Source organism: Chitinophaga jiangningensis (assembly GCF_900142605.1).
In the GTDB taxonomy this organism is placed as follows: Bacteria; Bacteroidota; Bacteroidia; order Chitinophagales; family Chitinophagaceae; genus Chitinophaga; species Chitinophaga jiangningensis.
The window spans coordinates 396385-413253 of record NZ_FRBL01000003.1 but is presented as its reverse complement, the minus strand read 5'-3'; the positions used below and the strand labels follow the sequence as shown (position 1 = coordinate 413253).

At 47.7% G+C, this 16869-nt stretch carries 15 protein-coding genes; 7 read left to right on the top strand and 8 right to left on the bottom strand.

Going from position 1 to position 16869, the window contains the following annotated elements; translation table 11 throughout:
- Positions 1–56 precede the first annotated feature (56 nt).
- A complete protein-coding gene (locus tag BUB18_RS09040; protein WP_073080055.1) occupies positions 57–473 on the top strand; it encodes a DUF3276 family protein in 417 nt (138 codons plus the stop codon).
- Between the two features lie 80 nt (positions 474–553).
- The gene (locus BUB18_RS30080; RefSeq protein ID WP_262487669.1) at positions 554–682 is read left to right on the top strand and encodes a hypothetical protein; all 129 of its coding nucleotides are present in this window, start codon (positions 554–556) and stop codon (positions 680–682) included.
- Positions 683–753: 71 nt separating this feature from the next.
- Here BUB18_RS30080 and pgi read toward each other — a convergent pair whose 3' ends face one another.
- On the bottom strand, positions 754–2406 hold the full coding sequence (gene pgi / locus BUB18_RS09035) for a glucose-6-phosphate isomerase (protein ID WP_073080053.1): 1653 nt from the start codon (positions 2404–2406) through the stop codon (positions 754–756).
- Between the two features lie 36 nt (positions 2407–2442).
- Complete coding sequence (locus BUB18_RS09030) at positions 2443–3252, bottom strand: hypothetical protein (protein ID WP_083549640.1); 810 nt, start codon at positions 3250–3252, stop codon at positions 2443–2445.
- A 174-nt stretch (positions 3253–3426) separates the two neighbouring features.
- Between BUB18_RS09030 and prfB the strand changes: the two genes are divergently transcribed.
- A protein-coding gene (gene prfB / locus BUB18_RS09025; RefSeq protein WP_143159879.1) for a peptide chain release factor 2 occupies positions 3427–4522 on the top strand; the annotation gives its coding sequence in 2 pieces (ribosomal slippage) (positions 3427–3486 and positions 3488–4522; 1095 coding nt in all).
- A gap of 107 nt (positions 4523–4629) precedes the next feature.
- Entirely contained in the window at positions 4630–6261 is a 1632-nt protein-coding gene (gene pruA / locus BUB18_RS09020; RefSeq protein WP_073080052.1) for an L-glutamate gamma-semialdehyde dehydrogenase, read from the top strand.
- A 251-nt stretch (positions 6262–6512) separates the two neighbouring features.
- Here pruA and BUB18_RS09015 read toward each other — a convergent pair whose 3' ends face one another.
- Together BUB18_RS09015 and BUB18_RS09010 are read right to left on the bottom strand one after the other, a co-directional pair.
- Entirely contained in the window at positions 6513–7001 is a 489-nt protein-coding gene (locus tag BUB18_RS09015; protein ID WP_073080050.1) for a peroxiredoxin, read from the bottom strand.
- 66 nt (positions 7002–7067) lie between these two features.
- Positions 7068–8702, bottom strand: a complete 1635-nt coding sequence (locus BUB18_RS09010; protein ID WP_073080048.1) for a M1 family metallopeptidase — start codon at positions 8700–8702, stop codon at positions 7068–7070.
- A gap of 45 nt (positions 8703–8747) precedes the next feature.
- On the opposite strand from BUB18_RS09010, the gene BUB18_RS09005 reads away from it, so the two are divergent.
- Positions 8748–10397, top strand: coding sequence for an ABC transporter substrate-binding protein (locus BUB18_RS09005; protein ID WP_073080047.1), 1650 nt, complete (start codon positions 8748–8750; stop codon positions 10395–10397).
- 107 nt (positions 10398–10504) lie between these two features.
- Entirely contained in the window at positions 10505–11293 is a 789-nt protein-coding gene (locus tag BUB18_RS09000; RefSeq protein ID WP_073080045.1) for an acyl-CoA desaturase, read from the top strand.
- 153 nt (positions 11294–11446) lie between these two features.
- Here the strand turns inward: BUB18_RS09000 and BUB18_RS08995 are convergent, their stop codons facing one another.
- From BUB18_RS08995 to BUB18_RS08980, 4 genes are read right to left on the bottom strand one after another with little or no spacing between them, the layout of a single operon-like run.
- A complete protein-coding gene (locus BUB18_RS08995; protein ID WP_073080043.1) occupies positions 11447–12040 on the bottom strand; it encodes an HAD family hydrolase in 594 nt (197 codons plus the stop codon).
- Positions 12037–12768 (bottom strand): SDR family oxidoreductase, encoded by a 732-nt coding sequence (locus BUB18_RS08990; RefSeq protein WP_073080042.1) that lies wholly within the window; start codon positions 12766–12768, stop codon positions 12037–12039. Before BUB18_RS08990 ends, BUB18_RS08995 begins: the two co-directional genes overlap by 4 nt.
- A gap of 31 nt (positions 12769–12799) precedes the next feature.
- Positions 12800–14131 (bottom strand): FAD-binding oxidoreductase, encoded by a 1332-nt coding sequence (locus BUB18_RS08985; protein WP_073080040.1) that lies wholly within the window; start codon positions 14129–14131, stop codon positions 12800–12802.
- Positions 14131–15018 (bottom strand): decaprenyl-phosphate phosphoribosyltransferase, encoded by an 888-nt coding sequence (locus BUB18_RS08980; RefSeq protein ID WP_073080039.1) that lies wholly within the window; start codon positions 15016–15018, stop codon positions 14131–14133. The genes BUB18_RS08985 and BUB18_RS08980 overlap by 1 nt, the downstream gene beginning before the upstream one ends.
- Before the next feature lie 101 nt (positions 15019–15119).
- Between BUB18_RS08980 and BUB18_RS08975 the strand changes: the two genes are divergently transcribed.
- Positions 15120–16769, top strand: a complete 1650-nt coding sequence (locus tag BUB18_RS08975; protein ID WP_073080037.1) for a hypothetical protein — start codon at positions 15120–15122, stop codon at positions 16767–16769.
- Positions 16770–16869 lie beyond the last annotated feature (100 nt).

Sequence of the window (16869 nt, the reverse complement as noted above, 5' to 3'; positions counted from 1 at the left end):
ATATTTGTTCCTTATTGAAACAGGATTTGATTCGTTAACACTTAAATCTATCAACTGTGGCGTACGAAAACAACAATCAACAGGAAAGAAACAATGATAGCATCTTTTCTAAACGATTGAAAGCGGGCAAAAGAAGAACGTACTTCTTTGATGTAAAGACCACTCGGGGAAACGATTATTTTCTTACTATCACAGAAAGTAAGAAACGTTTTAATGACAACGGTTATGACAGGCATAAAGTATTCCTGTACAAGGAAGACTTCAATAAGTTCCTGAACGCGCTGACCGAAACTATCAACTATGTGAAAACTGAGTTGATGCCCGATTTTGACTTTGATGCCTACAACCACGATTATGTGCAGGAAGATCAGGACGACGCGGAAGGTGCTGATGTAGCTGAGGCTCCAGTAACAGTATCCGTTGAAGCTGCTGCTCCAACTTCACATTCAGCCGATGATGTAGACAAATGGTAGTTTAATTTTACACAGAACTATTTTATTAATTATCATATTACAACCCCCGGATTTTTCCGGGGGTTTTTATTTTTTGGTGTATGCTGACCTTATCGGTGGTGGCCGCCACCGAACACTTTTTGGGGCCCGAATGGCCCTTAAAAGTTCAGGTTTCCTGGATCGTCACCGGCGATCCAGGAAACCTGAACCCAAAAAAATTCCCGCATTAAAAAATGCGGGACAATTTTCAACCTCAGAACTTAAACCTTAGTTAAGGCTTAAGCCTTAATCTTTAAAATAATTATTTTCTCATTGATTTGAAAGCATTGATAAGGCCATTGGTACTGGCATCGTGGTTAATCACCAGCTCTTCATTTTCCAGCTCCGGCAGGATCTTACTTGCCAGCTGCTTACCCAGTTCCACACCCCACTGATCAAAGCTATAAATATTCCAGATAACTCCCTGTACAAAAATTTTGTGCTCGTACAGCGCAATCAGCTGGCCCAATGTATAAGGCGTAATCTGCTTTATGAGGAAGGAGTTGGTAGGGCGGTTACCGCTGAATACTTTGTATGGTAAAACACGTTCGATTTCATCTGCTGAAGTACCTGCTTTTTCCAGTTCCGCACGCACTTCTGCTTCGGTTTTACCGTTCATGAGCGCCTCCGTTTGTGCGAAGAAGTTAGACAGCAGCTTCACGTGGTGGTCGCCGATAGGATTGTGGCTTACCGCAGGTGCGATGAAGTCGCACGGAATGATATGTGTGCCCTGGTGGATCAGCTGATAGAACGCGTGCTGGCCATTGGTGCCAGGTTCGCCCCAAACGATCGGACCGGTTTCATATTTAACGTCAACGCCTGTACGATCGGTATGTTTACCGTTACTTTCCATATTGCCTTGCTGGAAATAGGCAGCAAAGCGGTGCATGTACTGATCATAAGGGAGGATGGCTTCTGTGGCAGTATCAAAGAAATTGCCATACCAGAGGCCTACCAGGGCCATGATAGCCGGAATATTATTCTCCAGTGGAGTAGATGCAAAGTGTACATCCGCTGCGTGCGCGCCACTCAGCAGCTGCGTGAAATGCTCGTAGCCTATGGTGAGTGCGATGGACAAGCCAATGGCGGACCACAGGGAGTAACGGCCACCTACCCAGTCCCAGAATTCAAACATATTGGCAGGGTCGATACCGAAAGCTTTTACCGCTTTTTCATTGGTGGACAATGCCACGAAATGCCTGGCCACAAAGGCTTCGTCGCCTGCATGCTCCAGGAACCAGTCTCTTGCCGTGTGGGCATTGGTCATAGTTTCCTGTGTGGTGAAGGTTTTGGAAGCGATGAGGAACAGCGTTTCATCCGGGGTTACTTTCTTCAGCGTTTCGGCAATGTGGGTGCCATCTACGTTGGAAACGAAATATGGCTGAATACCTTCTTTCCAGTAAGGTTTCAGCGCTTCGGTTACCATCACCGGGCCGAGGTCGGAGCCGCCGATACCAATGTTTACGATGTAACGTATAGGCTTGCCCGTATATCCTTTCCATTCGCCGGAATGCACCTGGCGACAGATATGATTCATTTTGCTCAGTACTGCCATTACATCCGGCATAACATCACGACCATCGAGCATTACCGGTTTGCCGGAAAAGTTACGAAGCGCCGTATGCAGCACCGCGCGGTTTTCTGTAACATTAATTTTTTCGGCATTAAACATGGCTTTTACCGCGTCTGGCACGCCGCATTCAACGGCGAGTTGCAGCAGTTTGGCCTTGGTGTCTTCCGTAATAATATTCTTGGAATAGTCAAACAGGATGTCTTCAAATTTGATAGAAAAGGTACTGAAACGTTCTCTGTCTTCTGCGAATAATGCACGCATGTGCACTTTCTTCATCTCTTCAGCATGACTTTGTAATTGCTGCCAGGACTTGGTAGCAGTTGGATTAATTGATGGGAACATAGTAGTGTAATATTAATGCGAGCCAAAAGTAATATTTTAGACGGATGATTTCTGCTTCCTTATTAAATGCCATGAAATAGTAACGGCAATCAGCCCTATTCCCATAATGCAGGCATATATGATATGGTACTCGTCAGTCAGTCCGATGGTTTGTCTTTTATACATTATACCATAGAACGCCCAAACACTAACAAGCGCGTGCACGATATTGTTGCGGTACAGGATCATGTACATACTCACGAGGGCGGCTACGCCAATCAAAACAATCGTCAGTTTTATCTGTGCAGGGTGGGAAGTGAACCAGCCAGCATAGGCACAGAGTGCTCCGAAGTTAGCCAGGGTAGCCACAGCTATCCAACCTAAATAGATGCTGAAAGGTATTTGTACGTATAATTTTTGCTTGCGGGGAGCATTGGAATGGTAGATATGAAAATTAATATGAATTTTTACCAGGCAGTATAGGAGCAGCAGCATGATCAGGAGGGCCAGTGGTATTAATTCGTAATGCCAGGCAAAGAGCCAGCCGGCGTTTAGAATGCAACTGAGAATAAACCAGTGCTTCATGCGCTCCATGTGATAGCGCAGCATTTCTTCCTGTGTGCCGGAGAAGGCCAGCACCTGCTGACAAACGGTGAAGGCAAGTAATCCCAGGTAGATCAGGCTCCACACAGAAAAGGTAAAGCCTGCAGGTGCAAAGAGGCTGGGATACCGGTCAGATACCTCGGCAGTTGTTAATCCATTGATCGGCATTTTCACTGCCAGTACATTGGCAGCTATCATGATTACAAAAGCAATGGAATTGAAAACCGACCTGTTTTTATAATAGAGGGTATCATGGGTTTGCATGCATATGGCTATTTGATGATATATGAGTTGCCTGCGGTTTACATTCAGGCAGGATTTTAAATTTCGCAAATATTATGCTAATAACAATGCGCAAACCTGCCGTATTGTTGCATCGTATGGATCAATCATTATTACATTAGCAGATTTCCACATTTTTCACTACATTTGCGCCCTATGACAGCAGAGCAACTTAAAGCTATGAGGGATCGTCTTCACGTCCTGGGAGGTTTTCTTTAACGTCCCTGACCGATTAGCCAAAATAGAAAACGACAAACAATTAAGCCTGGCCCCCGGATTCTGGGATGATAACGCCAGAGCAACTTCCATCCTGAAAGAAATTAAGGTAAACAAATATTGGGTTGACCTTTATGATCATGTAAACACAGCTATAGAAGACAGTGCTGTGTTAAATGATTTTTTCAGAGAAGGAGAAGCAACAGAAGAAGAAGTAGACCTTGCTTACCAGGCATCCCTGGCAGCGTTGGAGGATCTGGAATTTAAGTCGACCTTAAACCAGCCTGAAGACGAAATGCCAGCCGTACTTACCATCAACTCCGGCGCCGGTGGAACCGAAAGCCAGGATTGGGCAGAAATGCTGTTGCGTATGTACCGGATGTATGGAGAAAAGCAGGGATGGAAAGTATCGGAAATCGATACCCAATACGGCGATGGTGCAGGTATCAAATCTGCCACCCTGGAGTTTGACGGTGACTTTGCTTATGGCCACCTGAAAGCAGAAAGCGGTGTGCACCGACTGGTACGTATTTCACCATTCGATTCCAATGCCCGCAGGCATACTTCCTTCGCCTCCGTATATGTATATCCGTTAGTGGATGATAATATTGAGATTGCTGTGAATCCTGCCGACCTGGAATGGGAATTTTACCGTTCAGGAGGTAAGGGAGGTCAGAACGTAAACAAGGTGGAAACCGCCGTTCGCCTCAAACACGTTCCTTCGGGAATCATCATCGAATGTCAGCAGGCACGTACACAGGGTGAGAACCGTGAGAAGGCACTCACCATGTTGAAATCCCGCCTGTATGAGGAAGAACTCCGTAAGAGAGAAGAGCTGAAAAATGCCGCCAACGCCAACAAACGTAAAATTGAGTGGGGCTCCCAGATCAGGTCATACGTATTCCATCCGTATAAAATGATCAAAGACCACCGCACCGATTTTGAAGTTGGTAACGTAGGTCCGGTAATGGACGGCGAACTCAACGGTTTCATCAAGGCATACCTGATGATGCAGAAAGAAGAGGACAATAATTAATAAGTATTCATTAATAATTAATAAGCCCCCGCTGGTTACAACAACTACCTTTGCAGCGTAAACTGCAAGCGAATTATTATTAATTAGAAACAACAAAATCTTACCAGATGAATACAGGATACTTTGACTACGCAGCGCCAGTAAATGAGCCTGTTTACAGTTATGCACCAGGTTCACCGGAACGTGCCGCGCTTAAAAAGCAGCTGGCTGCTTTCAAGGCGGAAACTGCTGACATCCCCATGTATATCGGTGGCAAAGAGGTGCGTACCGGCAAAACTGTTGATCTGCGTCCTCCTCACGAAATCAAGCACAAACTGGGGCACTTCCATATGGGAGATGCTTCTCATATTAAAGATGCGATTGCAGCAGCATTGGAAGCCCGTGAAAAATGGGCGAAGATGGATTGGGAAAGCCGCGCCGGTATCTTCCTGCGTGCAGCCGACCTGATCGCCACTAAGTACCGCTATCACATGAATGGCGCTACCATGCTGGGCCAGAGTAAAAATGCTTACCAGGCGGAAATTGACAGCGCATGCGAACTGATCGACTTCCTCCGCTGGAATGTTCACTACCTGAGCGAAATCTATCGCCAGCAGCCGGTGAGCTCTCCTGGTATTCACAACCGTATGGAATACCGTCCCCTGGAAGGTTTCGTACTGGCGGTAACTCCTTTCAACTTCACCGCAATTGGCGGTAACCTGCCTACCTCTGCTGCCATGTGCGGTAACGTAGTAGTATGGAAGCCAGCTAACACACAGGTTTTTGCTGCGCAGATGTTCATGAAGATCATGATCGAAGCAGGCCTGCCTGCCGGGGTGATCAACCTGGTGTATGCACCTGGTCCACTCATCGGAGATGTATGTTTTGCTGATCCACACTTCGCTGGTATCCACTTTACCGGTTCTACCGGCGTGTTCCAGACCATGTGGAAAACCATCGGTGAAAATATTGCCAAATACAAAACCTATCCACGCATCGTTGGTGAAACCGGTGGTAAAGACTTCGTGCTGATCCACAAATCCGCTGACGTAGACGTTTCCGTGACTGCACTGGCACGTGGCGCTTTCGAATACCAGGGACAAAAATGCTCCGCTGCTTCCCGCGCTTACCTGCCAAGCAACATCGCTGAAGAAATCAAATCCAAACTGGTTGCGCAGCTGAAAACCATGAAAATGGGTACCACAGAAGATTTCAGCAACTTCATCAATGCCGTAATCGATGAGCGCTCTTTCGATAAGATCGCACAGTACATCGACAATGCAAAGAAAGATCCTGCTGCTAAAATCATCGCTGGTGGTAACTACAATAAATCAGAAGGTTACTTCATCGAACCTACTGTGATTGAAACTACCGATCCTAAGTACGTTACCATGTGCGAAGAAATCTTCGGACCGGTACTGACTATCCACGTATACGATGCGGAGAAATTTGAAGAGATCATGCAGGTGGTAGACAGCACATCCGAATATGCCCTCACCGGCTCTATCATTGCACAAGACCGTTATGCGGTTGAACTGGCTACCAGAACCCTGGAAAATGCGGCCGGTAACTTCTACATCAACGATAAACCTACCGGTGCAGTAGTTGGTCAGCAGCCATTTGGCGGCGCCCGCGCTTCCGGTACCAACGATAAGGCAGGCTCTATGCTGAACCTCTACCGTTGGCTGAGTGCAAGAGCAATTAAGGAAACATTTGTACCTCCGGTGGATTACAGATATCCTTTCCTGAACGAGGCTTAATTTGTAAATGTTCATGATTTATACTTAAAGGCGGTGGATTTTTCCATCGCCTTTTTTTGCATTCCCCTCCGGTCCCGGAGAATGCAAAACGGGCCGGCTGGCGCCCTCACCTAATGTGATACACTCGGAGCGAGGCCTCGTTCCCAGTAATGGAAGGTACAGTGCCGCTAACTGTATCAAACGGAATGGGCGGCCCAACCCGGGCCGCCCATTCCAAAAATCCCAGCACCGAAGGCACAGGAAAGTAAATATTATTGTGCTTTCTGCAATGCCTGCAACGACTCCGTCACATGCTTTTCCCCATCCTTCATGGAATTAAAGGTATGCACCACTGTCCCGTGCTTGTCCACCACATAGGTAACCCTGCCGGGAATCACAAATGTTTTAGGCACTCCAAATAACTTGCGCACTTTCTGGTCCGAATCGCTCAGCAACGTAAACGGCAGATTATGATGCTGCGCAAATTTTTTATGTGATGCCACATTATCAGAGCTGATACCGATGACCAGGGCGCCCAGCTTTTTGAACTCTTCGTAGGAATCGCGGAACGAACAGGCTTCCTTTGTACACACGCTCGTTTCATCCTTAGGATAGAAGTAAATTACCAGCGGCTGCTTTCCCACCACCGTAGCCAGGTCAAACGTTTTGCCGTCCTGGTCGGGTAAGGAAAACACGGGGACCTTGTCGCCCGTTTTTATCTGAGCATCCGCGCTCGGACTCCAGAATTGTAAGAATGCCATAACGAATAATAGTTTTATGATTCGCATAGATATTGTTTTCTACTACGAATGTAAGCCAATGCCGTGTTATTTTACTTCGCGGACATTTACGTAGAAGTTGCTGTCCACAGCAAAGTCTGATTTCTTATCCAGCGTCAGCACCGCTGTATGCCAGAGTGTACCCGGATAAATCAGCGTATAGCCGCTTGCGTTAAGCTTTACTTTTACCGGCATATTGAAATCCTTCACTGCGTCTGCCCAGCGGAATTGAAGCTGCTGGCCAATGATGCGGTATTCCAGGGTAGGGATCTGCGTGGTGGTCAGGTATTGCTCATACATCTTATTGAGGTTGATGCCTACAAACTGATTGATGTATTGTTGTACCTGTTTGCCGGTTACTGTCTGGTGCCAGAAGGTTTTATTCAGGCCACGCAGCAGCTGACGGAAGGCTTCATCATTGCCCATGATCTGGCGTATCATGTGGATCATACTGGCACCTTTATAATACATATCACCGCTGCCTTCTGCATTTACACCATAAGCCGGGATGATAGGCACGTCGTTCTGAATATTGTGGCGGCTTCCCTGGAGGTATTCATTTCCTGCTTTCACACCGTAGAGGCAGGTGGTAAAGAGGGTTTCGGAGTAATTGGTGAATGCTTCGTGTACCCACATATCTGCCAGGTCTTTGGTAGTGATATTATTCCCGAACCATTCGTGCCCGGATTCGTGGATCACGATGAAATCCCACTTCAGTCCCCAGCCGGTGGCTGACAAATCTTTACCGAGGTAGCCCATTTTAAACTGGTTGCCATAGGCCACGGCGCTCTGGTGCTCCATGCCGAGGAAGGGTACTTCCACCAGTTTATAGCTGTCCTGGTAGAACGGATATTTACCAAACCAGTATTCAAAGCATTGCAGCATAGGCTTCACTACTTTGAAATGCGCGGTGGCGGTATCCACGTCGTAGTCCAGTACCCAGTAGCTGAGGTCGAGTTTACCGCCTTCACCTTTATACTGGTCCTTGATTTCCTGGTAATGACCGATGTTGAGGGATACGCAGTAATTATTAATCGGGTTGGTAACGGCCCAGTTGTAGGTAGTGGTACCGTCTGCATTCGGGACGGTTTTCTTCAGGCGGCCGTTGGAAACGGCTACCAGTTCGGAAGGCACCGTAATGGCGATGTTGACTTTTTCGGGTTCATCGCTCTGATGGTCTTTGTTAGGCCACCATACGCTGGCGCCCAGGCCCTGGTTGGCAGTGGCAATCCAGGGGCGTCCCTGTTTATCCTTGCTCCATACCAGGCCACCATCCCAGGGGGCTTTGCGGGCAGCGCGCGGTTTGCCATGAAAGTACACGGTGACGCGGGCTGATTTCTTAGCTTCCTGAGGTTCTGCCATGCGGATAAACCAGGCATTGCCAGTCCTTTCAAATGTCAACGATTTTTTGTTCTGTTGTACACTGTCTATTACCATTGGTTCCTGCAGGTCTATCTGCATAACGGTATCACTTTTCAGGATGTCGTAGGTGATGGTGTTGAAGCCGGTAATGGTGCTGTCGTCCGGATTAACGGTAACGTGCAGGTCGTAGGCTGCCACGTCCCACCAGGCACGCTGAGGGGTGATGCTTCCTCTTAAGGTATCCGCCTTTGTAAATGTTTCCTGGGCGAAAGTGGCGCCGGAAGCTAGCAACGCCAGGCAAAGCATTTTAATGCCGCGCATATTTCGATGTAGTTTATTTCAGGAAAGATATTAATTTACTGCCAAATGAAAAGTTGTTATTGTCAGTCGGTTGTACGAGCTTCTGCTTTATTGATCTGTTTAGTACCGGCCTTATGGGGCTGCGGCCCTGCCGTGCAAACGGATCAGCAGGTTTTCAGGTATAATCAGGTAGAAGGTATAGCCAGCCTGGACCCGGCCTTCGCGCGTAACCAGGCGGTAATCTGGGCCACACACCAGTTATACAATACCCTCGTAGAAATTGACAGCCAGCTGGCCATCCGGCCATCGCTTGCCAGCAGCTGGGAGGAATCCGCCGACCGCAAAGTATTTACCTTTCATTTACGTACAGATGTTTACTTCCACGACCATGACATCTTCCCAAATGGAAAAGGGAGAAAGCTGGTAGCGGCCGATGTGGTATATAGTCTTAAACGCATTATGGACCCGGCAACGGCCTCCTCCGGCGCCTGGATATTTAATGACCGGGTACCGGTAGACAGTGGTTTTGTGGCCTTAAACGACTCCACCTTTCAGCTCAGGCTGATCAAGCCGTTTCATCCGATACTGGGCATCCTGAGTATGCAGTATTGCAGTGTAGTGCCACATGAGGCGATCGAAAGGTACGGAAAGGACTTCCGTAATCACCCCGTTGGCACCGGACCTTTCCGGTTTTACCTCTGGGATGAGGGGCAGGGACTGGTGCTGCACCGTAATCCGCATTATTTTGAAAAGGACAGCGCGGGTAAGCCTTTGCCGTACCTGGATGCGGTACAGGTGAGTTTCCTGGAAAGCAAGGCTACGGAGTTTTTACTGTTTCGGCAGGGACAGCTGGATTTCATGAATGACATAGATGCTTCTTTTAAAGATGAGGTGCTTACCCGGCAGGGGAACCTGAAGGCGGAGTGGCAGGGTAAGATGCAGCTGGACAAACACGCCTACCTGAATACGGAATACCTGGGGATTTTATGTGACAGCAGTCGCGACATCGTGCAGGCGTCACCGTTACGGCTTAAGAAAATACGACAGGCTATTAACTACGGGTTCGACCGTACGAAGATGATGACTTACCTGCGTAATGGCATTGGTACGGCGGCCAATGCAGGTTTTGTACCCGCTGGATTACCATCTTTCGATAGTATAAAAGTAAAAGGCTACCCTTATAACCCCGCCAAAGCCCGGCAGCTGCTGGCCGAAGCAGGCTACCCGAACGGGGAGGGGATGCCTGTGATCAAACTGTTGTCGATCCCCATTTACGCGGACCTGGCCAACTACGTGGCCAACCAGCTACAGGAAGTAGGCATTCATATACAGGTGGAAGTGATCCAGAAAAGTCTGCTGCTGGAACAAACGGCTAAATCCCAGGCCCTGTTTTTCAGGGGCAGCTGGATAGCCGATTATCCGGATGCGGAGAGCTACCTGGCGATGTTTTACAGTCGCAACCCGGCGCCACCCAACTATACCCGGTTTGCCAACCGCCGCTTTGATCAGCTGTATGAGCAGTCTCTCAGTGAAACGGATGACAGTATCCGCTACCAGCTGTACCAGGAAATGGACAAAATCATTGTTTCGGAAGCCCCGGTGGTGCCTTTGTTTTATGATGAGGTAATTCATTTAGTACAGCCCGGTATCCGCGGACTGGAAAGCAATGGATTGAACCTCCTTGAGTTACGAAGGGTCAGGAAAAGATTGGACTAGAGATTTTTAACATTTCATTTTAATTATTGCGGTTATTTTCGTTTGAGTTACAGGTATTTAGACTACCTTTGGCGTTCACATTTTTGTAAATTATTTCAATCCGGAAAATGACAGCAATCCTGATATTCTTTTGTGTGCATTGGTTCGCTTCACTGTTCTTTCACACATTTTACCTGCACAGATACGCTTCTCACCAGATGTATACTACCAGTAAATTCTGGGAACGTGTCTTCTATTTCTGCACCTGGTTCTTCCAGGGCTCATCTTACCTGGTTCCGAGAGCGTATGGTGTAATGCACCGTATGCACCACGAATTCAGCGATACCGAGCATGACCCGCATTCACCTCACTTCTTTAAAGATGTATGGTCCATGATGGTGCACACCCGTAAAATTTACAATGGTTTTCTGACTGATACCAGCAATGTAGATCCGAAATTCCTCCAGGAGCCGCTGCCAAAGTGGGATGCCATGGATAAATTCGGGGACAACAACTTTACCCGCCTGTTGTGGATGGCTGCCTACATAGGTTTCTATGTGGCATTTGTTCCAGCTGGTATGTGGTACCTGTATTTCCTGTTGCCTATCCATTTCCTGATGGGCCCTGTACAGGGAGCGGTAGTAAACTGGTGCGGTCACAAATATGGCTATAGCAATTTTGACAATGGTGATAAATCTAAAAACACTTCTCCATGGGGTATTATCCTGCTGGGTGAGCTGTTCCAGAACAACCACCACAAATTCAAAGACAGCCCTAACTTCGCTAAAAAATGGTATGAGTTTGATCCTAGCTATCAGGTTATGAAACTGATGAACTTTGTGGGTGTTATCAAACTGAAACCAGCGTATATCTCTCCTGCACAACTGCAGGGCGCTAAAGGCACCAAAGCAGCTTAAGCGTACTACACCGGAATCAATCTGTTCAATAAACAAGGAGTCCCGCCGTAATGGTGGGACTCCTTGTTTTTATACCTGGTTTATGTTTTAATCAAAGGGCCTTCGGCCCTTTGATTAAAACAATACAGCCTCGCCTTCGGCGAGGCTGTATTGTTAGCTTCTGAAAGGCTTAAAGGTCCCCTTATCACCCGCCAGTGCCAGCATTGGCAAATCGCCCGCACTATCGCCATAGGCATAAATTGCGCGATAGTTATCCAGCCTGAATTCCTTCCTGATCCGGTTCACTTTTTCTTCGCCATTGCAGTTGGCGCCCTGGATTTTACCGGTAATCCGGTCCTGGTATACTTCCAGTTCTGAGCCTATACATTGAATCTGCAGGGTTTTGCACCAGGGTTCTACCCAGTATCGGGGAGATGCAGTTACCACTACCACAATATTGCCGTTTGCCTGGTGTTGTTTGATCGTGGCCAGGGCCTTATCTCTCAGCATGCCCGGTAATGCAATGGCGCAGAAGTCCTCGCAGCCTTTGCGAAAGGCTGCTTCCTCCATATTTCCGAAGTAATGTGCTAACACTCTTTCCTTCATTTCCTGGGCGGGAATGCGTTTCAGCCTGAATGCCAGCAAGGCAGGCAACAGGCGCAAAATGCCCGTGTACATGGCTACGCTGCCTTTCTGGTAGCGGATGATCTGCCAGAGTGTATCCCTGGTGGTGATGGTACCGTCGAAGTCGAAAAATGCAATAGTCACAGTTTCAGCTTTTTAAAGATGCCTTCTGGAATATTTTTAATGATCAGCATAATGTACTTCCAATGCCATTTGACATAGATGACATTCTTCTTTTTGCTGATGCCTGTATATACTGCTTTGGCGACAGCCTCCGGTTGTGCCGTTAATAGTGGTGGTAAGGTCAGGTGCTGGGTCATACGGGTGTTCACAAAGCCCGGTTGGACAGATATAACGTGAACGCCTGCATGAAATAACCGGTTTCGCAGTCCGCTGAGGTATGCTGTAAAGCCGGCTTTAGCGCTACCATAAATATAATTACTCATGCGGCCGCGTTCTCCGGCTACGGAGCTGATGCCGGCAATGACGCCGCTGCCCCGTTTGGCATATGCTTCCGCTACCACGTTCAGGATGCTGACGGCGCCGGTGTAATTGGTATGGATGATACGGGCCGCTTCGGACCAGTCGTGCTGCGCTTTGTCATGGTCACCGAGGTAGCCGAATACGCAGATGGTGATATCCGGTACGGTGGGCAGGGAGGCGAAGAAGGCGGCATGTGTCTCAAAAGCGCCGGCATCGAAGTCGTGCACAGAGGCTTTGATATTGTACCGGATTTGCAGGTCCTGCTGTAAAGGAATCAGTGCATTGGCGCTACGGCCAGCGAGTTGTATGTCGTAGTGTTTGGAGGCATATTCGCGTGCTATGGCCATTGCCATATCGGAACCCGCACCCAGAATCAAAACAGATGGCATGGGAGTACAAAGGTGTTTGGTTAGCAGGTAATTATTTGGTCAGCGCCAGGCGCTCTGATTGTAAAGAGGTAAAGGTGTTGTTGTGGTTATACTGCTTTACAATGGCAGCAAATTTTTCGGCGTTGGGGTAGCTTTTCCAGAACACGTCCTGTTTCATACGTGCATCTTTGGAGAGGTACAAACGACCGCCATATTCCAGCACAATTTCATCCAGTTCATCCAGGAATTCGAACAGTCCTTTCCTTACGGGGAAGTCCAGCGCCAGCGTATAGCCTTCCATCGGGAAGGAGATGAGGCTGTCCTGGTTACCAAATACTTTCAATACTGCCAGGAAGGATCCCCAGCCTTTGTCACTGATCCGCTGCAGGATTTTCACCAGCCCGTCTTTATGTTCCAGGGGGAGTACAAACTGATACTGTACAAAGCCTGCCTTTCCGTAACCACGGTTCCAGTGAAGGATTGCATCTAACGGATAAAAGAAAGGCTCATACGGCACTACATTATTGATTTCACGCTTGAGATTTTTGTTGTAGTACAGCCAGTTAAATATTTTGACAGTCAGGGTGTTGAGAATAAACGAAGGGAGGTTAAACGGCACCGTTAATTTACGTTTAGCCGGCAACGTGAGCGGGGCCTGTTTTTGTTTGGCACTCAGTTCCTCCGGTTTGGCATGTTCGCCTACGATGAGGATACTGCGGCCAAAGGCATCACCGGTCTTGAGGCAGTCGATCCAGGCCATGGAGTAGGTATAATGTTTATACTCCTCAAACAGGCGGATTACATCTTCCAGGTTTTTGGCCTTTATCTGTGTTTGTTTGATGTAGGCAGTTTCGATTTTTTTGAGATCGAACTTCACGCGTGTAACCACTCCCGTTAGACCCATGCCGCCACAGGTAGCCCAGAACAGGTCCGGGTTTTGACCGGGGGCGCAGGTGATGGAGTTGCCGTCGCCGGTGATTACATCCATATCAATGATATGATTGGAGAAGGCGCCGTCCACATGGTGGTTTTTACCGTGTACGTCGGAGGCTACTGCGCCACCAACGGTAATGAATTTGGTTCCCGGGGTAATAGGAAGAAACCATCCTTTGGGTACGATGATATCCAGGATCTGATCCAGCGTAACGCCGGACTGTGTTTCGAGGATACCTTTTTCGGTGTCAAACTGCAGGATTTTATCGTACCGGAGCATGGAGATGCTATGCTTGCCCAGAGAGGCATCGCCATAACAACGGCCATTGCCGCGGGCAATCAAGTCCTGGTGATTGCTCACAAAGGTACGCAGCTGATCTTCCTGCGTAAAGGTTGTTTCTTCACTGGCGATAGCGGGGTAGTTGCCCCAATTTGCTAACCGTTTTTGCATTATTCAAAAAATGTAACGTTAGTGGGTAAATAAATTAAAAAATAAAAACTCAGGACCCACAGGAAAATGGTTAATTGAATAAAACGGTCTTTATATAGGATCTTGGTGGGAGAACCAGTATTGTTCTCCACGTAGGTTATTTGCAAATATCGTAATAATCCCCCAATAACAAAAAGGGAAGTGTAATAGAGGCGGTAGGTCTGGAAGCGGACTTGTGTTTCGGGCGACATCGTATACATCAGATACGCCACGATGATTACCGCAGAAACCAGCGCCAGCATTACGTTCATGAAATCGAGGTTGTAGCCTTTGGCAGCCTTGCGCATTTCCTGGCCGGAGCTGAGTTTGATTAGTACATCATCTCTGCGTTTGGCGATCGCCATAAATAAGGCCAGCAGGAATACCATGATCATGAGCCATTCCGACATCGCTACTTCACTGGCAATGCCGCCGGCTTTTACCCGCAGTACAAATCCGATGGCCAGGATAATGATATCCAGTATGGAAATGTGCTTGAGTCCGAAGGAATACAGGAGATTGAGCGCGAAATAGATGGATACGACGAAGGCGTATTTGGGCCGCACATAGTAAGCGAGGCCTAAGCCAACGAGTACGCATACACTGAATAATACCAGGGCGGCACTTTTGGACACTTCACCGGAGGCCAGCGGGCGTTTGCATTTTACCGGGTGCTTTTTATCGGCTTCGATGTCCTGGTAGTCGTTGATAATGTAAATGCTGCTGGCGGTGAGACTAAAAGCGATGAATGCTACAATCAGTTCAGCAATCTTTCCGAGGTTGAAGAGTTCACCGGCAAAAAACAGCGGTATAAACAAGAAGGCATTTTTAGCCCAGTGCTTGGGGCGCAGTAACTTAAGATATTTCATCGGGGGACAAATATTGACAAGCCAAGATACAATTTTATCTATTATTTTTGATCCCGTTATTGTTACCAATTGATTATTAGAGAGAATCCCAAAGTATATCTATGTCGCATTTATCCCTGGAATCCCGCCGCTGGGCGTTGATGGAAGTACTGTTAATCGTTGGCTTTGCCGTGATCCCATTGTTCATGACCTTTCCTTATCGTGTAAACATCTTTCTTACCTGGGAGGGCGCTTACCGGATTGCGCAGGGGCAGGTGCCGTTTAAGGACTATGGCGCGCCGCTGGGCTATGGCTTCTGGATTATTCCTGCTCTGTTCATGAAACTATTTGGTGTACAACTGATTACGCTGGTAAAGGCGCAGGTGTTCCTGAATATCCTCGCCGGGCTATCGTTTGCGGCTATACTGAGAACGCTGGAAGTGCGGCCGGGACTGCGATTGATTTCCATACTGTTATTCATCATCTCTTATAGTTTATCTAATTTCTGGCCCTGGTATAATCATACGGTGATTGTATATGAGCTGGCCGGGCTGGCATTTTTACTAAAGGGGTTATTCACTGATACCAAGTTATCCAGATGGGTATTTTTGGTGGTCTCGGCCTTTTTCCTTTTCCTGTCTTTTTTCACGAAGCAGGATGGCGGAGCGCTGGGGTTATTGATTGCGCTCGGTATTGTATTATATAATGTAGTGATTACCCGGCGCTGGATGGACCTGGTCGTATTCCTGGGGGCTTACGGGGTGATTGCGCTGGCAATTATTTTACCGTTGCTGCCGGGATTCGGGTATTGGTTTAACCATGGGCAGGCGCCGCATAGTTCCCGGATTGATCCGTACGACATATTCAACGAGCTGATGACTTACTCCGTATGGATTAAGGCTTATTTGGTGCTGGTGGTATTCAGTGTAGTCGCTGGCGTTAGCAACTGGCGTGTATGGCTTACCGATAGGAAGCAGGTTACGTTTACCATACTTACATTGGGTATTTTGGGAGAAGCTACTGTTTTCCAGATCACCAGTTACACGCCACCGGATAATAATATCTTTTTCCATGCCTTCAGTTTTGCTTTCATTGCCAATACGTTGTGTAACAAGCTGGCGTACAATACCAGTTCCTGGAAGTTCATAGTACCGGGTACTTTGCTGGTGCTGTTGTGGTGGTCGGGGAGCTACTGGAAATATGCTGACCGCTTGATGGAGCGGATGTTCGGGCACCAGGCGGCGTTGGCGACTGCTAATCCTACCGGGGAGAATGTAGTGTCCCGTCATAACTATATGATCTTTAAGCCGGATACCTCCTTCGTGGATGAGCCGGTGGGCCAGTGGGTGTTTACAGATATCCCGGTGTTCAGGAAGATGTATATGCCGGCATCTACCGTAGCAGGCATACAAAAGGTCATGGCGCTACCGGTGGTAAAAGCGAAAGGGGCGGATTTAAAAGTGCTGAATATGTCGGAGCTGACACCATTGGCTGCTGCGATGCACTACAAACTGGAAACCGGACCTGACATTCCGTTATGGCATCACTTGGGGGTAGGGATGTTTAACAGGCAGCTAAAAGCATACGAAGAAAAGATCAGGCAGCATCATTACGACCTGGTGATTTTCGAGTACGCCCCCTTATTAAATAACTTCTATCCGTTTGCGTTGCGGCAGGTGCTCAAGGACAATTATCAGCAGGTTGATACCTTTTTGGCGCCGCGTCGGCCGACAAATGCCACCATTGAAATCTATATTAAAGCATATGAATAGATTTTAATATTACGGATATAGCGGGGTTAAAATTTTCATAAACGCATATGAATATTATTTAACATTACTCACCATTAACGCATCTAAATTATATTTAACT

Excerpts from the sequence above, each read along its gene's own strand:
- BUB18_RS09000 (WP_073080045.1), top strand. The coding sequence starts at position 10,505 with ATGACAGCAATCCTGATATTCTTTTGTGTGCATTGGTTCGCTTCACTG.
- BUB18_RS08980 (WP_073080039.1), bottom strand. The coding sequence starts at position 15,018 with ATGAAATATCTTAAGTTACTGCGCCCCAAGCACTGGGCTAAAAATGCC.
- BUB18_RS08985 (WP_073080040.1), bottom strand. The coding sequence starts at position 14,131 with ATGCAAAAACGGTTAGCAAATTGGGGCAACTACCCCGCTATCGCCAGT.
- BUB18_RS09015 (WP_073080050.1), bottom strand. The coding sequence starts at position 7,001 with ATGGCATTCTTACAATTCTGGAGTCCGAGCGCGGATGCTCAGATAAAA.
- BUB18_RS09010 (WP_073080048.1), bottom strand. The coding sequence starts at position 8,702 with ATGCGCGGCATTAAAATGCTTTGCCTGGCGTTGCTAGCTTCCGGCGCC.
- pgi (WP_073080053.1), bottom strand. The coding sequence starts at position 2,406 with ATGTTCCCATCAATTAATCCAACTGCTACCAAGTCCTGGCAGCAATTA.
- BUB18_RS08990 (WP_073080042.1), bottom strand. The coding sequence starts at position 12,768 with ATGCCATCTGTTTTGATTCTGGGTGCGGGTTCCGATATGGCAATGGCC.
- BUB18_RS09030 (WP_083549640.1), bottom strand. The coding sequence starts at position 3,252 with ATGCAAACCCATGATACCCTCTATTATAAAAACAGGTCGGTTTTCAAT.
- pruA (WP_073080052.1), top strand. The coding sequence starts at position 4,630 with ATGAATACAGGATACTTTGACTACGCAGCGCCAGTAAATGAGCCTGTT.
- BUB18_RS09005 (WP_073080047.1), top strand. The coding sequence starts at position 8,748 with ATGAAAAGTTGTTATTGTCAGTCGGTTGTACGAGCTTCTGCTTTATTG.
- BUB18_RS08975 (WP_073080037.1), top strand. The coding sequence starts at position 15,120 with ATGTCGCATTTATCCCTGGAATCCCGCCGCTGGGCGTTGATGGAAGTA.
- BUB18_RS30080 (WP_262487669.1), top strand. The coding sequence starts at position 554 with ATGCTGACCTTATCGGTGGTGGCCGCCACCGAACACTTTTTGGGGCCC.